This is a genomic window from Pseudomonas svalbardensis (assembly GCF_030053115.1).
GTDB classification, from domain to species: domain Bacteria; phylum Pseudomonadota; class Gammaproteobacteria; order Pseudomonadales; family Pseudomonadaceae; genus Aquipseudomonas; species Aquipseudomonas svalbardensis.
Window position 1 is genome coordinate 3,818,007 of sequence record NZ_CP125619.1, and the last position, 16,089, is coordinate 3,834,095.

15 protein-coding genes and 3 pseudogenes are annotated in these 16,089 nt (G+C 54.6%); 8 read left to right on the plus strand and 10 right to left on the minus strand.

Translation table 11 applies throughout. The features are described 5' to 3' along the window. Positions 1 to 13: 13 nt before the first annotated feature. Positions 14 to 1,660, minus strand: coding sequence for a phosphoethanolamine transferase (locus QFX16_RS17545; RefSeq protein WP_283180694.1), 1,647 nt, complete (start codon positions 1,658 to 1,660; stop codon positions 14 to 16). 244 nt (positions 1,661 to 1,904) lie between these two features. On the opposite strand from QFX16_RS17545, the gene galE reads away from it, so the two are divergent. Then, positions 1,905 to 2,882: a UDP-glucose 4-epimerase GalE gene (galE, locus tag QFX16_RS17550; protein ID WP_283180695.1), complete on the plus strand. Its 978-nt coding sequence runs from the start codon at positions 1,905 to 1,907 to the stop codon at positions 2,880 to 2,882. Between the two features lie 44 nt (positions 2,883 to 2,926). On the opposite strand, the gene QFX16_RS17555 is transcribed toward galE, so the two are convergent. The 5 genes from QFX16_RS17555 to QFX16_RS17575 form a co-directional block, all read right to left on the minus strand. Continuing rightward, positions 2,927 to 3,658, minus strand: a complete 732-nt coding sequence (locus QFX16_RS17555) for a CpsD/CapB family tyrosine-protein kinase (protein WP_283184592.1) — start codon at positions 3,656 to 3,658, stop codon at positions 2,927 to 2,929. A gap of 68 nt (positions 3,659 to 3,726) precedes the next feature. Further along, positions 3,727 to 5,286, minus strand: coding sequence for a GumC family protein (locus QFX16_RS17560; protein WP_283180696.1), 1,560 nt, complete (start codon positions 5,284 to 5,286; stop codon positions 3,727 to 3,729). A gap of 20 nt (positions 5,287 to 5,306) precedes the next feature. Further along, positions 5,307 to 6,362 carry a hypothetical protein gene (locus QFX16_RS17565; RefSeq protein ID WP_439900088.1) on the minus strand — a complete coding sequence of 352 codons (1,056 nt, stop codon included), beginning with the start codon at positions 6,360 to 6,362 and terminating at the stop codon, positions 5,307 to 5,309. Between the two features lie 86 nt (positions 6,363 to 6,448). Continuing rightward, positions 6,449 to 7,006 (minus strand): polysaccharide biosynthesis/export family protein, encoded by a 558-nt coding sequence (locus QFX16_RS17570; protein WP_283180698.1) that lies wholly within the window; start codon positions 7,004 to 7,006, stop codon positions 6,449 to 6,451. A 462-nt stretch (positions 7,007 to 7,468) separates the two neighbouring features. Further along, entirely contained in the window at positions 7,469 to 7,966 is a 498-nt protein-coding gene (locus tag QFX16_RS17575) for a hypothetical protein (RefSeq protein WP_283180699.1), read from the minus strand. 407 nt (positions 7,967 to 8,373) lie between these two features. Between QFX16_RS17575 and QFX16_RS29555 the strand changes: the two genes are divergently transcribed. Continuing rightward, positions 8,374 to 8,514, plus strand: a complete 141-nt coding sequence (locus tag QFX16_RS29555) for a hypothetical protein (RefSeq protein ID WP_349294095.1) — start codon at positions 8,374 to 8,376, stop codon at positions 8,512 to 8,514. 3 nt (positions 8,515 to 8,517) lie between these two features. Here the strand turns inward: QFX16_RS29555 and QFX16_RS17585 are convergent, their stop codons facing one another. Further along, positions 8,518 to 9,171: a peroxiredoxin gene (locus tag QFX16_RS17585; protein ID WP_008155786.1), complete on the minus strand. Its 654-nt coding sequence runs from the start codon at positions 9,169 to 9,171 to the stop codon at positions 8,518 to 8,520. A 522-nt stretch (positions 9,172 to 9,693) separates the two neighbouring features. Between QFX16_RS17585 and QFX16_RS17590 the strand changes: the two genes are divergently transcribed. Continuing rightward, positions 9,694 to 10,410, plus strand: a complete 717-nt coding sequence (locus QFX16_RS17590) for a glycosyltransferase family 25 protein (protein WP_283180700.1) — start codon at positions 9,694 to 9,696, stop codon at positions 10,408 to 10,410. A gap of 101 nt (positions 10,411 to 10,511) precedes the next feature. On the opposite strand, the gene QFX16_RS17595 is transcribed toward QFX16_RS17590, so the two are convergent. Continuing rightward, positions 10,512 to 10,841: a hypothetical protein gene (locus tag QFX16_RS17595; protein ID WP_283184593.1), complete on the minus strand. Its 330-nt coding sequence runs from the start codon at positions 10,839 to 10,841 to the stop codon at positions 10,512 to 10,514. Positions 10,842 to 11,025: 184 nt separating this feature from the next. Between QFX16_RS17595 and potE the strand changes: the two genes are divergently transcribed. The 4 genes and pseudogenes from potE to QFX16_RS17615 all read left to right on the plus strand — a co-directional run. After that, complete coding sequence (gene potE, locus QFX16_RS17600) at positions 11,026 to 12,429, plus strand: putrescine-ornithine antiporter (protein ID WP_283180701.1); 1,404 nt, start codon at positions 11,026 to 11,028, stop codon at positions 12,427 to 12,429. A 2-nt stretch (positions 12,430 to 12,431) separates the two neighbouring features. Further along, positions 12,432 to 14,717, plus strand: coding sequence for an Orn/Lys/Arg family decarboxylase (locus QFX16_RS17605; RefSeq protein ID WP_283180702.1), 2,286 nt, complete (start codon positions 12,432 to 12,434; stop codon positions 14,715 to 14,717). Positions 14,718 to 14,891: 174 nt separating this feature from the next. Next, positions 14,892 to 15,062, plus strand: a pseudogene (gene glyA, locus QFX16_RS17610) (serine hydroxymethyltransferase); the annotation flags it as partial. Next, positions 15,063 to 15,215: pseudogene (locus QFX16_RS17615) on the plus strand (lipoyl synthase); the annotation flags it as partial. Positions 15,216 to 15,238: 23 nt separating this feature from the next. Here the strand turns inward: QFX16_RS17615 and QFX16_RS17620 are convergent. Further along, positions 15,239 to 15,439 (minus strand): annotated as a pseudogene (locus tag QFX16_RS17620) (aldehyde dehydrogenase family protein); the annotation flags it as partial. Between QFX16_RS17620 and QFX16_RS17625 the strand changes: the two are divergent. Then, positions 15,424 to 15,627 (plus strand): hypothetical protein, encoded by a 204-nt coding sequence (locus QFX16_RS17625; protein WP_283184661.1) that lies wholly within the window; start codon positions 15,424 to 15,426, stop codon positions 15,625 to 15,627. The pseudogene QFX16_RS17620 and the gene QFX16_RS17625 overlap by 16 nt on opposite strands. 81 nt (positions 15,628 to 15,708) lie before the next feature. Here the strand turns inward: QFX16_RS17625 and QFX16_RS17630 are convergent, their stop codons facing one another. Then, positions 15,709 to 16,089, minus strand: coding sequence for a RidA family protein (locus QFX16_RS17630; protein ID WP_123369193.1), 381 nt, complete (start codon positions 16,087 to 16,089; stop codon positions 15,709 to 15,711).

The window sequence follows — 16,089 nt, forward strand, 5'->3', positions numbered from 1 at the left end:
CCGCGCGGGCTATTTATTGGGCGTCAAAATCAAACGATGGAACATAGCCTGCGCCGAGCAGATGTGGACATTTCGACGATACAAAATCATCACTTAATAAATCATCCGAACTTTTATACTTATTCGTGAGAACCCCTGTGATATTTAAAAGAGTATGTGGCAAGGAGGATATGCTGATTTTCTGACTTTCTCTTTCCTTCAACTTTAAAAGCTTGAGCGATTGCTGGCTTGAAACATTATCGGACGCCCAGATAAATGCCGAAACCGGGAGATCATATTTATTGCCAATTCCATGACCCAAGAGCCCTCGACTGTCATCCATCATGTTTTCACCATGATCCGATGAATAAAACAAGACAGATGGTTTTTTGCTTGACTTCAATTGATCAATAATTGCGCTTAATAACCAGTCCGTATATAAAATACTATTATCATATTCTGCGGTAATCTTGTCTTTGAAGCTGCCTGTTGACGGCTTGAATTTATCGAATTGTTCCGGGTATCGGCGTGAATACTCGAAATGACTACCCTTGACATGAATAAATATGGCTTTCTTTTCTGTCTCGCTTTTATTTAGTATTTTTTCATATTCTGAAATCAATGCTCCATCATAGCTTCTCTCAAAATATTGACGGTATTGTGCCTCTGCGGCTATTTGTGGAATTATTCCGCCAAAACTATCAACCTCCTGTACAGACAACCAATAGGTCATGTACCCGGCTGCGCGATATATACCCACCAATGATTTTGTTGACGCAATGGCGTCCCAATCCGATATAGGCTCCAGGCTCAGCATTGAAGGAACCGCGAACGAAGTATAGGGGGCTGTCGTGCAGATCTGATTAAACTTGAAAAGCCCCTCCTGCTTACTAAGATTCGGGGTTGTTTCCTTGTTATAACCGTAGAGGGACCAGTTGTGCGGCCGTGATGACTCACCGATCACAAAAACAATGGTTTCTATATTTGATTGATTCGACAGGCTGGTTATTTTTACATCAGATTCCCGACGGCGCTTGATAAGCTCCTCCGTCCCCAAATACAAGTTTGCAGTAAGGGCAATTTGCGACAAATAACCTACTGGTGTGCTTTGATCTTTTGCAAGGAGATCCATGACTGCAGATTTCCCGAAAGAATTAAGTTTGACGGTTTTATAAAAGTACGCCCCATACCCCACTAGCAAGGCACTAACAACCAAAACAAAAATACCTTTGTTTTTATATAATTCGCGCTTATGCAGACCTATTAACCCAGCCCCATAGCAAAATATGAAAACCACCAAAACGATACTGATGGGCTGCCAATAGGTCGGTAGAAATTCGCTGGCTTCCTGATAGTTTGTCATGCCAATAAATATATAGGCAGCTGTTAATCTCGAGTTGAAATTCAAAACCAAAAAGAGATCAATAGCTGCTACCAAATAGAACGGCAACAGAATAATGTGAACCTTGAATTGATTAGATGCAATAAATCTAATTGCCAACAGCCACAACACCGACATGCCAAGGGTGTAAAAGACCAATAAATCAATTTTAGAGTACTGATGGTTTGTTAGCGTTCTAACAATCAACGGTGATAGCAGAAATGACCATAATACAAAATTTGGCCATTCTGCTTTAAATATTTTTGATGAGTAATCGATAATTTTGGCAGAGTTTTTCATTTGATAATTATTCTCGTAGGTAACCCGCATTCCTCCTCAGAGGGTAGCTTCAATTGGCGCGCTCGCTGTATCTTGTTCGAAGTATTCTCTCCTTTGGCGTTCCAAACGTAGCGAGTCTCGGCTATTGCCAGCAAGCTTGTAGCGAAAAATCCAACTTGACCTTTAATGTAATGGTCAGACGGATCGCACTGACGTTTCATTCGGTGCTTGCACAGCAATAGTGCCCAGGAAATCGGAGATCAGGATGAAATTTTTGGTGGTGGGTGGCGCGGGCTATATCGGCTCGCACATGGTGAAGCAGCTACTGAGTGCAGGTCACGATCTTGTGGTGGCAGACAATTTCTCAACGGGTTATCGCAGCGCGTTGAGGGGCGGGACGTTGGTCGAACTGGACATAGCCGATGAACAGGCGCTGCAGGCCCTGTTTGCGGGACACCACTTCGATGCCGTGTTCCACTTCGCCTCCTTTATACAGGTGGGCGAATCCGTCGCTGAACCTGCCAAGTACTATCAGAACAACTTCGCTGCCACCCTGACGCTGCTCCAGGCGATGGTTTGCGCCGGGGTTAAAAACTTCATTTTTTCCTCGACCGCCGCCGTCTATGGTGACCCGGTGTATGTACCGATCGACGAGGAGCATCCCAAGGTCGCGATCAGCCCTTATGGTCGCAGCAAGTGGATGGTGGAGCAGATGCTTGAAGATTTCGACCGCGCCTATGGGCTGAAATCGGTCTGCCTGCGCTACTTCAACGCCGCCGGAGCAGATCCTGAAGGACAGTTAGGTGAACGCCATGAACCGGAAACTCACCTGCTGCCCCTGATCCTGCAAGCCGCCTCCGGACGGCGCGCAACCATCACCGTCTATGGCCGTGATTACGACACGCCTGACGGCACTTGCATTCGCGACTACGTCCACGTTGTCGACCTCGTTGCCGCTCACGCGCTTGCGGTGGATTATCTGCTGGCAGGGGGTGCAAGCACGGCGTTCAACCTCGGTAACGGTCAAGGTTTCTCAGTACAGCAAGTGATAGATACCGCGCGCTACGTGACCGGCCAGGATATCTCTGTCAGCGAAGCGCCACGTCGCGCGGGCGATCCACCACGCCTTGTGGCCGATCCCCGCAGGGCCAACACATTACTTGGCTGGCAAGCGCAATTTGGCTCACTTGAACAGATAGTGGCGCACGCCTGGAGCTGGGAGCAGAAGTATCCTTGGCACTGAGCGTCGGCGCTAGCCAATAGCGCCGACCTCCTGCGGGTGATGCTCTAGTAGTAAGAGCGGTTTTCGGGCTCGGCTTTGTTCAACACCGTGCCAATCAGATTGGCTGTCCCAAGATGATGCAGACTTTCCTCGATCTCTTTCTTGCTGTTCAATCCATTAGCGACAACGAGCAGGACGCAGTCGAACCTGGGCAAGACGTTAATCACATCATCGGAACTCAACAACGGCGGCAAGTCGAAAATCACGATGCGTGAGTTGTAGCGCTCGCGCAGATCAGCAATCAAATGGCTCACTGCAGGCGATGACAACACCTCGGTGGAAAGAGGAATCGGCTCACGCGTCGGCAGGACCACAAAGCGCGGCAAGGTCGGATTGACCAGTACTTCTTGCAGTTCAGCTTCATCTGCCAACAATTCATTAAGCGATTGATCCATCGGCAGACCCAGATACTCACCCACCTTCGGACGACGCAAGTCGAAGTCCACCAGCAACGCCGTCTTGGTCGTGTGATGCGCGATACTCATCGCCAGGTTTATAGCCAACACCGTCTTGCCTGCCCCCGGAGTCGGCGAGGTGATGGCGAGCGTGCGCCAGCCATTTTCTTCCATGATTTTCAGCACTTGTGTACGCAGTAGGTCGAATGCCCCGCCCATATTCGAATTTTTGTTGTAAGCCACAATGCGGTTGCGCTCAAGGTGATCTGGTCGCAAAGGTACAACCTTGGTTTGCACATAACTGAGTGCATTCAGACCTGTGGACTGCGCGGTCGGTGTCATGGCTTTTGACGAGGTCTGTTGCTCGGCGTTTTCGGTATCGAGATTGATTATTTCCATGGCTATATTCCTTATGCAAACCGGCCCAGAGCTTTAAACATCAGAAGATCCAGAGGCATGTAGAGGAAGTGCAGGAGCACCAGAAAGATCGCGATTATCACGACTCCACAGACGATCAATAGCGTTCGCCACTTCCTGCGACGTGCCAGTTCAGCCTTGGTATGAATGTAGGGAATGGAAACCAATACGCGTCTACCCAGCACGCTGGCCAAGGCCTGGGCACCGCGCACACGCTGACTCATCATCTCGAGGAGCATCACCAGCGCGCCAGCACCCGCCGGGGCAAGCAAGAAACCCATGGCAACCACTTTCTTACGGTTCGGCCGTACCGGCTTCTCGGGCATCAGCGGTGACTCCAGAAGAACAAAACGCTCGGCTTTGTTTTCCTGCTCTAGGCTTTCGGAAATTTTCGCACCCATTTCCTTCGTGCGAATCTCCTCATATTTTTTACGAGCGTTATCATGGTCACGCATCACCGTGACCAAGCCGCGTTCGACTTGCGGCGTCTCAATAATTTGTGCCTCGAATTCAGCTATTTTTCCGAGTATTTGCTGCTTTTGATCGGCCAGCGACTTGATACGTGCTTCTGCTGCGGAGATCCGCGCCTGGGCCTTGGCAACGTCCAGATTGACCGAAGCCGCTGCACCAGCACCTTTGCCAGCCTCAAGTGCAGCAATTTTGCGTTTGACGGCACGCACGTCGGGGTGGGCTTGCGTATACAGCGACTGCAACCGGGTGTACTCCGCTTTGAGGCTAGCCAGATCCTGTGGTTTATCAACTGCCGCACCGGGTGCTCCAGGCTTGGTCGCTAGCCCGGCATTCGCGGCGGAAAGCTCCAACTCATTGAAGCGCAACTCCTCACGGGCAGTTTTGTAGTCACGGTCGACCTCTTTAAGCTCGGTTTCGGCGCGCGTCAACATATTCATGCGCAGTTCCTGATGCTCGGGCAGCGCGTTGCTGTGTGCCTGCTTGAAGTCCGCCAACCGGTTCTCCAGGGCTTCCAGTTCCACCCTGAGCTTGTCCGCCTCCTGCGTCAGGAACTCTGTCGTTTCACTGGCGCGTTGGGTGCGCTGCTTGATGTTTTCATCCAGAAACAGCGTCACCAGCTCCTTGGCAACTTTGTTCGCAATCTCTGGCTGCCTGTGCTCAAAGGAAAGACGGAAAGCAATCGTCACCTCTCCGCGCCCCTTAACGACAGCACTGACCAGGGAGACCGCAATCGCATTGCGCATTTCTTCGATCTTCTCGGTAACGCTCAGTTGCCGACTTTGCGAAGCAAAAAGATTGTATTTGTCGATGATCCCTTCCAGATGCTCACGGGTCATCACGCGCTGGCGAATGACTTCGATGCGCTCATCGGCAAAGGTATTGTTGTTGGCCGCCACCAGGTCTGGCGAAATCTGTTGAGACTCCACCAGAATCGTGCCGGATGACTCATAGGTCGGCGGGAGAGAGATCGCTACCGCTATGCACACGCCGAGTATGACCACGAAACTCACGATCAACAGCAGGGCGTGGTGCTTGATGATAGCTAGGTAGTCGTTGAACGACATTTCGTATTCAGAGGCCATATTTCTCACACAGCTGAATGTCAGAGACCGGGATAACTATAAGTCAACGTCAGCCCGACGACGTTTGCAGTGGCATCCGGCAAGCCATCTTGCTGGCGTTGTTTGTATGTGTAGGATAGGCGTGCAATCCAAAAAGGCGAGATTTCTTGGCTAAACCAGGCACTGTAATTTTGCAGGGTATTCGGCGTCCGGCCTTTGGCGTCTTGCCAGGAGACATCGAAACCGGTGCGTCGGGTCTCGTCGACGGCATAGCTCCATGTCCCCCTCAGGGCATCAACCTCGACGAAACCACCGTCCCCGCTGGCGAGAGTGCTACGACTGGCGTCGATGCTGGTATCAATACGCTCACCGGCATATTGCAACATTAAACCGCCCTGGCCTTTGGGGCCGCTACCGGTGCCGGAGACTTGGTTGAGACCCGCGTAGGCCGTCCCCTTAAGCCGCTCGGAGAATTGGACATTCAAGCCGACCGTGGGGGTGTAGCTGTTCGAGGAAGCCACCGCAGACCCCTCCTCCGGCTCATAGCGCCTCACGCCAAAACGGGTGAACAGCTCGACCTGCTCACTCCATGCATAGTTCCAGCTGAAGCGGGTCGCCAGCTCGTCATAGTCGGTCAGTGAATCAACATCGTAAGTGACATGAGTGTAGTCAGTCTCGTTAACCAGGGTACTTCGCTCGCTGAGAGCGGTGCTCCAGTTGCCGCTCACCAAATACATCTTTTGCGTGCCATCGGAGGCCACTACGCCGGTTTCCTGAACCACCGTGGAAAGCGTAGAGTTTTCTTCATACCTCGCCGTGAGTCCAAAAGCACCCGTTTCGGTCTCGCGCTGCCACCCTAACCTTAATCTGGGATCTTCACGGTCCGAAACGATCGACGTATCCGACGAACGCACGATATTTACCCCGAGACCGAACTGGAACTCATCCCGTCCGGAAGTACCCACGAGGCTGTAATCAGGGGCGATGATGGTACGGGTCACCCCCTTCTCATCACTCGTGAGCAGCAGTGGGTTGCTGTCGTACTCGACCGTCGAAGGCACTGCTATGGCTGATTGCCAAGTAGCAGCATAGGTCATGTCTGAACACGACAATGCCAGGATTGCCGTCGCAACCCCGGTCGTTCGAAATCCAAGCAAGATAATCCTTAGTGCCTCGCGCAAGGCTAAGGCACGACCAGCGTATCGCCGGCTTTAAGTAGAAAATTGGTGGACATGTCATCCCCCGACATCAACTTGCTGTAGTTGACGCGCAGGATCTCTTGTCTAGCCCCATTGAGTCGCACGACCTTAATGTCGTCCTTATCGGCGAATTTGTCGAGCCCGCCCGCCATGCTAATTACCTGCAGCACTGACGTTTGACCTGACATATGCACGGTGCCGGGTTTCAGCACTTTGCCCTGAACGTAGACGAGATTACCTTCGGTGCCGGTGACGACAACGCTCACCTGCGGATCAGGTATGAAAGCCTCAAGCTTGACAGCGATTAGCTTCGCGACAGCGGTGGCATCAAGCCCCGCAACAATGACTTGCCCTGCCAGCGGGAAAGTAATGCTGCCATCGGGAAGTACGCGTACATCCTGTTTGAGCTTGTCTTCGCCCCACACGGAAACAGAAAGGTTATCTCCCGGACTCAGCCGGTAAGTCGGATCGTTTTCGACGGCATTGGAAATGCTGGGCCAAACAGCCAGCGCGCAGAGCACAGGTATCAATGAACGGAACATCGGGATCCCTCCGTCTAAGTAGCCATGCAAGGAGTCTAGAACAAAAAAACCTAGTCAAATCACTCTAGCCTATTTCACGCCAAAGAAATGCCTAAACAGCATTCCCCTTGAGCGTCTGGGCGGTCAATTTCGCCAATGCAACACACCCGAAACCGGAACGTTAGTACAAAACAGCAGAATCGTGTTATTTAACAACAGCTTGGAGCAAGCAATCCACCCGCAATGTATTTCGCGCCAATATTATCTACACCATGCCCGCTTGAACCGGCTCAACTGCGACACTGTCAGCCTGACGATGACTACGTTTGTCAGTGCAACTAACTGATATCAGCAATTACAAACCAAGCATCATTGCAAGACCGGTATTATCCGCAAAAACAATACATAAAGTCGTGTGCCCAGCCAGCCACTAGAGTGACCATCTAAACAGCCCTTATTGCCGAAAACGTTAACAACCACCACCTATATCTTCCGTCGGTTGGCGACCACAATAAAACCAAACAACGCGGAAGAAAATAACCATGCTGCCGCAGAAAGCGGTACTGCATTGGGTTGGTTGATATCAGATACCCCCACCAGACTTTTATCCTGGAGAGATGAATCAATCTTGAAGTTCTTATTGTCAACCGCCGCCATTAATCCGTCACGCGAAGAAGAATTGACGGATACATCCACGCCCGAGTCTGCGTGATGAATGACACTGTTAACTTTCGCAGAATGGGCATCATCGACGTAAATATCAGTGATCAATGAAGGCAAGCCAAGGCCCTTTCCAAAAGTAAGCAGTGCGCCACCCGCGTGCTCTTTGAGAGCAGTACAAAGTTGAGGCCCTAACTCCTCGCACGCGCTGCTTACGCGACTAATTTCATAGGCCAAACTGGTCGCTTGAGCACTAGCAACGGCTGCACCATTCAGGATCACAGACAACAACACGAATTTAATGACAAGTGTTGAGCGCATAACACCGCCTCCTTGCGTAGGGGGTTATTCTTTTGTCGGTTGAAGGAATCTTTATCGGCTAAATTGAGCCTATAAGCACATCGCCATTACGTCAATAGCTCGTCACAATAATAAATCGAAATTTTATCTTAGGGAGGGTGGCGTCAAAATAACGCCACGACAAGCACGTCAGTCCAGTGAATTCTATCCATGTGAAATAGCATCACGCATGGGCGCTAGCCCGCACCAGGACACTGGCACACGACCCGTCGCAGCGCCTTGCACCGGGTCACGAAGCACCTTCGCAATGGCATGGGCTCGACCGCCGACGACGCCTGTAACGGCGGGTTTGTCGGCAACTTTCTGAAAGTACCCGGCGGCTGAGAGTTTTTGACGCATGAAGACAGCATGGCAGGTAAAGATTCCCCGTGCATTCTCAGCCCTGGAACACTGTAGAAGTCTCGGCGCTGCGCCAGGGAACCATGCTCAACCTCCCTGGCACCCGCGCCGTGCAGATCAATGCAATGCGCGTAAAAGGCATCGCGATTGAAGACAGGATGAATGACTGACCATTACTTCGGTTGCGCCACCGTACGCAAATAGGGTTTCACCGTCTTGAAGCCATCCGGGTACTTCTTCCTTGCGTCGTCGTCGGATACCGACGTAGGAATAATCACGTCCTCACCCGGACGCCAGTTCACCGGCGTGGCAACCGTGTGCTTGGCGTTTAACTGAATAGCATCGAGCAGCCGTAACACTTCATCGAAGTTGCGCCCGGCACTCATGGGGTAGACCAGCATCGCCTTGATCTTTTTATCCGGGCCGACAATGAATACTGAACGCACCGTGGCGTTGTCCACGGCAGTACGAGCGCCGCCACTGGCGTTCGGGTGAATCATGTCGTAGAGCTTGGCAACCACCAGATTCTCGTCGCCGATCATGGGGTAGTTGACCGCATGGCCCTGGGTTTCTTCGATGTCTTTGGCCCAGGTCTGATGGTTACCGACCGGGTCGACGCTGAGACCGACAATCTTGGTGTTGCGTTTGTCGAACTCCGGCTTGAGCCCGGCCATGTAACCGAGTTCAGTAGTGCAGACCGGGGTGAAGTCCTTCGGATGTGAGAACAGGATGGCCCACTTGTCGCCAATCCATTCGTGAAAATGGAGCGTGCCTTCGGTGGTTTCGGCGGTGAAATCCGGTGCTTCGTCGCCAATACGAATGGTCATGTGCGTTCTCCTCGCTGTGAAGGGTAGGGAAACTCTCGGAACGACCCAGTATAGGAGACCTTGAAGACTTCGCTTTGCACCCCGCCGAAGGGCTGGCGCCAGCGGTAAATACCCGGCCCCATCGGAGCTCTCCGCCCGGCGCCCAATTAACTGAGCACCTATCTGGTGTGTCTTCTCGAACGGGTGCTGCACGCCGATTTACGAGACAAAACTTCATCCCGAAATGCTGCCTATACTGCAATCCGGGGTCGATAGAGAAAACGGAGGCCAAGCATTCAGCCTGTCAGGTTGAGGTCATGGAAGTTGACGCCGAGCCGTCAGGAAATGCAGAAAGTGGCCCTACTCTGACGCTGCGCAAGTGAACCGCCGGACGCCTGGTTGATGAGGTGTACTTCAATCGGACACAACCCAGAAGACGTAAGGGATTGCCTCCTGTCGGCAGTGCTTACGTACGATTTTTTCCGAAATCTGCGGGTTCCCCAATCCAACTGCCCCTGATTGTCTGCGCTAAGGACCTGACAGATGAATGTGATCGAATATTTTGATCGAGTAAGAATCATCAATATCTCGTCAAGAAAGGATCGCCGTTTAGAAACAGTAGAAGAATTCGCTCGCAACGGCTTTCACATTGATGATGAAAAAATAGGCTTTTTTGAGGCTGTTACGCCCAGTGAGGGAAATGGCTTCCCGAGCGTCGGGGTCAGAGGCTGCTTTTTGAGTCATCTGGGGGTGCTGGAAGAGGCTATGCGCCTGAATTTGAAAAATATCTTGATCATGGAGGACGACATACAGTTTTCCAGACATATTTCTCAATATGGAAGAGAGGCGATCGAGTCTCTGGAAGGTATGGAGTGGGACATCGTCTATTTTGGGCATCCGTTTGAAGAAAATTCAAACTTGCCCGCTTGGAAAGCAGTCGACCGGCCAATACATTTGGCCCATTTCTATGCTGTAAACGGAAAATGCGTTGGGAAGTTGAGGGATTTTTTATTCCAGGTTCTGGAGCGGCCACCGGGACATCCTGACGGAGGTCCGATGCATTATGACGCTGCGCTCAATACGCTTATTCATAAGAATAAAGAAATTCTGGCTTACTATTTCACCTGGAATTGCGGCTATCAAAGGCCCTCGCGGACGGACCTGCATGAGCTCTCCATCTTTGACAGGGTGCCTCTCCTGCGGCCGGTAATGGGTATGCTCAGGAGGTTAAAGGCAAAAAACCTGAGAAGAACTCGATAGTTTTCTCTCTTTAGGGAAGGTCTGAAGTACCCAATGCCTGACGTAACCAGCCAGGCACGGCGCAGGAGCCGTGTCCGGGTGATTGTGGCGGACCGCCCTCCTCATTTGCGCGCCAACTTGTACCGGACGCACTCCTCATAAAAGCTCTCGCGCAGGGCTGCGGGCTTCATCCGCGAATGACTGTCATAGGTCTGCTCGGTAATGCCCATCGCCATCATGTGCATCCACGACTTGCTGAACTTGTAGGTATGTAACTTCTGCCGCGCTGCATACAGTGAAACCCCGGACAGCTTGAGTTCCTGGGCTCTCGCCGCGGTACCTGCGCCCCAGCTGCAAAGGTAACGATCATTCGATGCCAGTTCTTTGGCCTGAACTGAGGCGTCAACGCTCGCCAAGCCTAACGAAATCAGCGCAACCATCACATTCCGCATTTGCATTCGATCCCAACTAACTGAAAATAAATTGATTTTGGTCAACATCTTCAGACTTCGGGGCCAGCAAAATGCCTTAAGTGCGCTATAGCTTGTTTTCTCAGTGTTTTACGGACGTTTTTTGCGGCATTTCAATCCTTTGCTATAGCTAACACTCTCTCCCGCCAACGAATGAGGCAACGGAATGTCAGTCGCAAAGAAAATGACAGTGGGGCAACTGACGATGTTGACAGCCGTCAACATGTTGGGCTCCGGCATTGTGCTGCTCCCCACAAAACTTGCCGAAGTCGGCGGTATTTCCATCCTTTCCTGGCTGATCACGGCCACCGGCTCCCTGGCTCTGGCCTATGCCTTTGCGCGCTGCGGGATGCTCAGTCGAAAGACCGGGGGCATGGGCGGCTATGCCGAATACACTTTCGGCAAGGCGGGCAACTACATCACGAACTACACCTATGGCCTCTCGCTGTTGATTGCCAACGTGGCGATCAGTATTACGGCGGTCGGCTATATCCAGGAGCTGTTCCATGTTGAATTGGGTTCACTGCAAGTGGGTCTGGCGACCATCGCTCTGTTGTGGATCACCACTTTCGCCAACTTCGGCGGCGCGCGGATTACCGGCCGGATCGGTGCGATTACGGTTTGGGGGGTGATTGCGCCGGTGGTGCTGGTGTCCACCATTGGCTGGTACTGGTTCGACAGCAGTGTCTACGCCGCCGGCTGGAACCCCCACAACATGGGCTGGTTCGAAGCCGCAGGTGCATCGGTGGCGATCACCTTATGGGCGTTCCTCGGCCTGGAGTCGGCGTGCGCCAACACCGATGCCGTGGAAAATCCGGAGAGGAACGTACCGATTGCGGTGCTCGGCGGCACCCTCGGCGCGGCGGTGATCTACATCGTCTCCACCAACGTCATCGCCGGTATCGTCGATAACCCTGAACTGGCCTCCTCCACTGCACCGTTCGGGCTGGTCTTTGCCAAGATGTTCACCCCTCTGGTCGGCGACATTGTGATGGCCGCGATGGTGCTGGCGTGCATCGGTTCGCTGCTGGGCTGGCAATTCACTATCGCTCAGGTCTACAAAAGCTCCGCGGACACCGGTTATTTCCTGTCGATCTTTGCCAAGTCCAACAAGGCCGGAACACCCATTGCCGGCATGCTAGTGCTGCTGGCAGTGCAGACGGCGCTGGCTTTTCTCACCATCAGCCCTGACCTGAGCAAGCAGTTCGACACACTCGTCAACCTCGCGGTGGTCACCAACCTGGTGCCCTATATCCTCTCCATGGCCGCGTTGATGACCATTCAAAAGGTCTCCAACGTTCCGGCGGGCACGGCGCTGATAACCAACATCATTGCGTGGGTCGCAGCGGCTTACAGCTACCTGGCGCTGTACAGTTCGGGCGCGCAGGCACTGATGCTCGGCGGCGTGGCGACCATCTTCGGATACACGCTGTTTGGCTTCGTCAACAACCGCCTGATCCGCCTCGAAGCGCTCAATAACAGCGTACCGACACAGACCGTCAGCGCTCAGCACATCACGGGCAAGCCGGTGCCGGTCAATAACTTGCAAGCAGTCAGAGTGGAGGCTTAATCATGACGGAACATAGACATTCGCTCGGAATGCTCACGCTGTTGGTCAGCAGCCCACCGGACAAACGCACCGTCTTTGGCCGCGCCCTGCACCAGTTGATCAACGATGTGGAAGAACGCGCCGTCAGGGTGCTGGCGTCGGAAACCTTGAGCGACGCCACGTCGATCCTGTGTTCGGACCCGGCCATTCAATGCGTGCTGCTCAGCTGGGAAATGGATAAAAGCGAAGGCCACGAGGAATGCATCAAATTGCTGGTCAGCCTGCGTGAGCGCAACACGCGGGTGCCGGTGTTTTTGATCAGCGATCGCAGCACCGCGTCGAGCATTCCATTGGTGGTCATGCAGCACGCCGACGACTTCATCTGGTTGCCCGAGGACACCAGCCGCTTCCTCAGCGGACGCATCCTGGCGGCCATCGAGCGTTATCGCCAAGCCGCACTCCCTCCCATGTTCGGTGCGCTGGTGAAGTTTGCCCGGACTTATGAGTACTCGTGGCACACCCCCGGCCATGCCGGTGGCACGGCGTTTCTAAAGAGTACGGCGGGGCGCGCCTTCTACGAGTTTTTTGGCGAGAACCTGCTGCGTTCCGACCTGTCGATTTCGGTCGGTGAACTCGGTTCGCTGCTCGATCACAGCGGCCCCATCGGCCAGGGCGAGCGTTACGCCGCCAAAGTGTTCGGGGCCCACCGCACCTACTACGTCACCAACGGCTCGTCGATGTCCAACCGCGTCATCCTCATGGCCAGCGTCACGCGCAATCAGATCGCCCTGTGCGACCGCAACTGCCACAAGTCCGCCGAGCATGCGATGACCCTGTCCGGTGCGATTCCGACCTATCTGGTGCCGACCCGCAACCGCTACGGCATCATCGGCCCGATCCTGCCGCAAACCCTGAGCAGCGACGGCGTGAAAGCCGCTATCGCCAGCAACCCGCTGGTCAAGCAAGGCATCGACCCGACACCCGTCCACGCCATCATCACCAACTCCACCTACGACGGCCTGACTTACAACGTCACCCGAGTCGAAGAGTTGCTGGGGCAAAGCGTCGATCGTCTGCATTTCGATGAAGCCTGGTACGGTTATGCTCGTTTCAACCCGCTGTACCGCGAGCGCCACGCCATGCACGGCAGCCCGGACGATCACGACGACTCGAAGCCGACCGTGTTCGCCACCCAGTCGACCCACAAGTTGCTGGCCGCACTCTCCCAGGCCTCGATGATTCACGTGCGTAACGGCCGCAACCCGATCGAACACGGGCGCTTCAACGAGTCGTACATGATGCACGCCTCGACTTCACCGAACTACGCGATCATGGCTTCGTGCGACGTCAGCTCGGCGATGATGGAAGCGCCCAGTGGGCAAATCCTCACCACCGAATCGATCGAAGAAGCCATCAGTTTCCGCCAGGTCGTCTCGCGCATGCACAACGAGATGCTGAGCAAGGATGACTGGTTCTTTACCTGCTGGCAGCCGCCGACCGTGCAGGTTGGCGCGGCCACCGTGCCGTTCCATGAAGTCGACCCGGTGCTGTTGAAAACCGAGCCGAACTGCTGGGTACTGCATCCCAACGCGGTATGGCACGGCTTCGGTGACATCGAAGAAGGCTACTGCATGCTCGACCCGATCAAGGTCTCGGTGCTCAGCCCCGGCATGGGCGACGACGGCAACCTGCTCGACTCGGGCATCCCGGCCTGTGTGCTCACAGCCTACCTGGGACGTCAGGGCATCGTGGTCGAGAAAACCACCGACTTCACCATCCTTTTCCTGTTCTCCATCGGCATCACCAAAGGCAAATGGGGCACCTTGCTCAATGCCCTGCTCGACTTCAAACGTGACTATGACGACAACGTCGAACTGGAACTGTGCCTGCCGGACCTGCTGGCCGCCAACCAGACTCGTTACGCCGGCATGGGCCTCAAGGACCTGGCCGACGAAATCTTCGCCGCCATGAAGAAACACAAAACCACCGCCAACATGGCCCAGGCGTTCGGCACTCTGCCGCAAGCCGAATTCAGCCCGGTGGAGGCCTACGAAAAACTGGTCAGAAACGACATCGAACGGGTGACACTCGAAGAAGCGGCCGGGCGCATCGCCGCGACCGGGATCGTGCCCTACCCTCCCGGCATTCCACTGTTAATGCCGGGCGAAAACGCCGGGCCTGCGGACGGGCCGTTGCTGGCCTATCTCAAGGCACTGGAAGCCTTCGACAAATCCTTCCCGGGTTTCACCCATGACACCCATGGGATCGAAAGTGAGGGCGGAGTTTATCGCTTGCTGGTGTTGAAATGAGCTAGCACCTCTAGGTGCTGCGAAGTAAAAAACGGGCGCCCTAAGGGCGCCCGTTTTATGTGTCTTCTCCTGAGCGATTAACCCGTCGGGTTCAAACCCTCACATTGCGTCCCGGCAACGATGATCGCTGGCTGGTTTCCCAATCCTGGACTAGCCCGACGGGCGCATCGGACGCTGGCGGACGACCGCGCCAAACAGCTGTTCGGCGCCGATTACGCCAATTTCCAGCCGCACTCTGGCAGCCAGGCCAACGCTGCGGTCTATCTGGCGTTGCTGCAAGCCGGCGACACCGTTCTGGGCATGAGCCTGGCCCACGGCGGTCACCTGACCCACGGCGCCAAAGTGTTCGTCTGGTTCGCCGAACAAGGTACGCGGATGGGCTTCAAGAACGTTGCCTCCGGTCCTCTGGTGCGCTCGTCCTACCATGCGGACCAACAAGTTCAGCGGGCAACGAACACTGTGGATTCCCTCCTTACTGCTGGATTCGCCCCCCTTTGAAAGCCTCACGCCGTGCGTTGCGTTCGCGCACGCCGGTACAGCGCCATGCCGCCATGCTCCGAACCGGTGACCGTCACAGCCTTGATCAACGGATGATCGACCAAGGCTTCGCCGATTGTGTTGCCGCTGCCACGTACCATCGAGAAAACACCCTCTGGCAGTCCGTTCTCTTGCACCGCCTTGCGGATGATTCGCGCCTGAATTTCTGATGCGCCTGGATGAGCAACGCCCCGACCCCATTCCCGTATTCACCGAGATGACCAGCGTCAACCCCACGTTCATCCTGCCCTATGCGCTGGCCGCACGCGGAGCGCAAATCGGCGATGGCTTTGTCGAGCGCATGCTGGTCAATGTGGGGCAAGCCTGCCTCAGCAACGTCGGACAGTCGCTTCACCTCGTAGACGGCCAATAAAAGCCATCCTTGAAGCAGTCTTTGCCAACCCGCCCGATGACGCCCGCTCGTTGAGCGGGACCGCCGGTCAAGTCCGCGGACTCAGCCCTTGGCCGCCATCGCGGTGACTTCCACGCGCATGCCTTCGACCGCCAGGGAGGCGACGCCAACGGCAGCCCGAACCGGCCAGGGTTTGGCGAAGAAGCGCTGGTAGACCTCGTTGAAGGCGGCGCGGTCGGCCATGTCGGTGAGGTAGATGGTCAGATGCAGGACCCGGTCCATGGAACTTCCGGCGTGCTCCAGAGCAACCTTGAGCGCCTGCAGCGTGCATTCGCTTTGCAGGGCGATGTCGCCCAATTCCAGACTGCCGTCGGCGCGGGTGGGGATCTGAGTGGAGACCAGTAGGCCGCCGAAACCGGCGACATCCGAGGAGATGGATTGCGGATCGGGGTCGGGGAGAAAGGTGAGATCGTGGTTTGCCAT

What these genes read in the sequence shown, in the direction of transcription:
- QFX16_RS17605 (WP_283180702.1), top strand. Translation starts at nt 12,432, where the DNA reads ATGACGGAACATAGACATTCGCTCGGAATGCTCACGCTGTTGGTCAGC.
- QFX16_RS17630 (WP_123369193.1), bottom strand. Translation starts at nt 16,089, where the DNA reads ATGGCAAACCACGATCTCACCTTTCTCCCCGACCCCGATCCGCAATCC.
- QFX16_RS17585 (WP_008155786.1), bottom strand. Translation starts at nt 9,171, where the DNA reads ATGACCATTCGTATTGGCGACGAAGCACCGGATTTCACCGCCGAAACC.
- QFX16_RS17590 (WP_283180700.1), top strand. Translation starts at nt 9,694, where the DNA reads ATGAATGTGATCGAATATTTTGATCGAGTAAGAATCATCAATATCTCG.
- QFX16_RS17595 (WP_283184593.1), bottom strand. Translation starts at nt 10,841, where the DNA reads ATGCGGAATGTGATGGTTGCGCTGATTTCGTTAGGCTTGGCGAGCGTT.
- QFX16_RS17625 (WP_283184661.1), top strand. Translation starts at nt 15,424, where the DNA reads ATGCGCCTGGATGAGCAACGCCCCGACCCCATTCCCGTATTCACCGAG.
- QFX16_RS17575 (WP_283180699.1), bottom strand. Translation starts at nt 7,966, where the DNA reads ATGCGCTCAACACTTGTCATTAAATTCGTGTTGTTGTCTGTGATCCTG.
- QFX16_RS17570 (WP_283180698.1), bottom strand. Translation starts at nt 7,006, where the DNA reads ATGTTCCGTTCATTGATACCTGTGCTCTGCGCGCTGGCTGTTTGGCCC.
- galE (WP_283180695.1), top strand. Translation starts at nt 1,905, where the DNA reads ATGAAATTTTTGGTGGTGGGTGGCGCGGGCTATATCGGCTCGCACATG.
- QFX16_RS17545 (WP_283180694.1), bottom strand. Translation starts at nt 1,660, where the DNA reads ATGAAAAACTCTGCCAAAATTATCGATTACTCATCAAAAATATTTAAA.
- QFX16_RS17555 (WP_283184592.1), bottom strand. Translation starts at nt 3,658, where the DNA reads ATGACACCGACCGCGCAGTCCACAGGTCTGAATGCACTCAGTTATGTG.
- QFX16_RS17565 (WP_439900088.1), bottom strand. Translation starts at nt 6,362, where the DNA reads ATGACCTATGCTGCTACTTGGCAATCAGCCATAGCAGTGCCTTCGACG.
- potE (WP_283180701.1), top strand. Translation starts at nt 11,026, where the DNA reads ATGTCAGTCGCAAAGAAAATGACAGTGGGGCAACTGACGATGTTGACA.
- QFX16_RS17560 (WP_283180696.1), bottom strand. Translation starts at nt 5,286, where the DNA reads ATGGCCTCTGAATACGAAATGTCGTTCAACGACTACCTAGCTATCATC.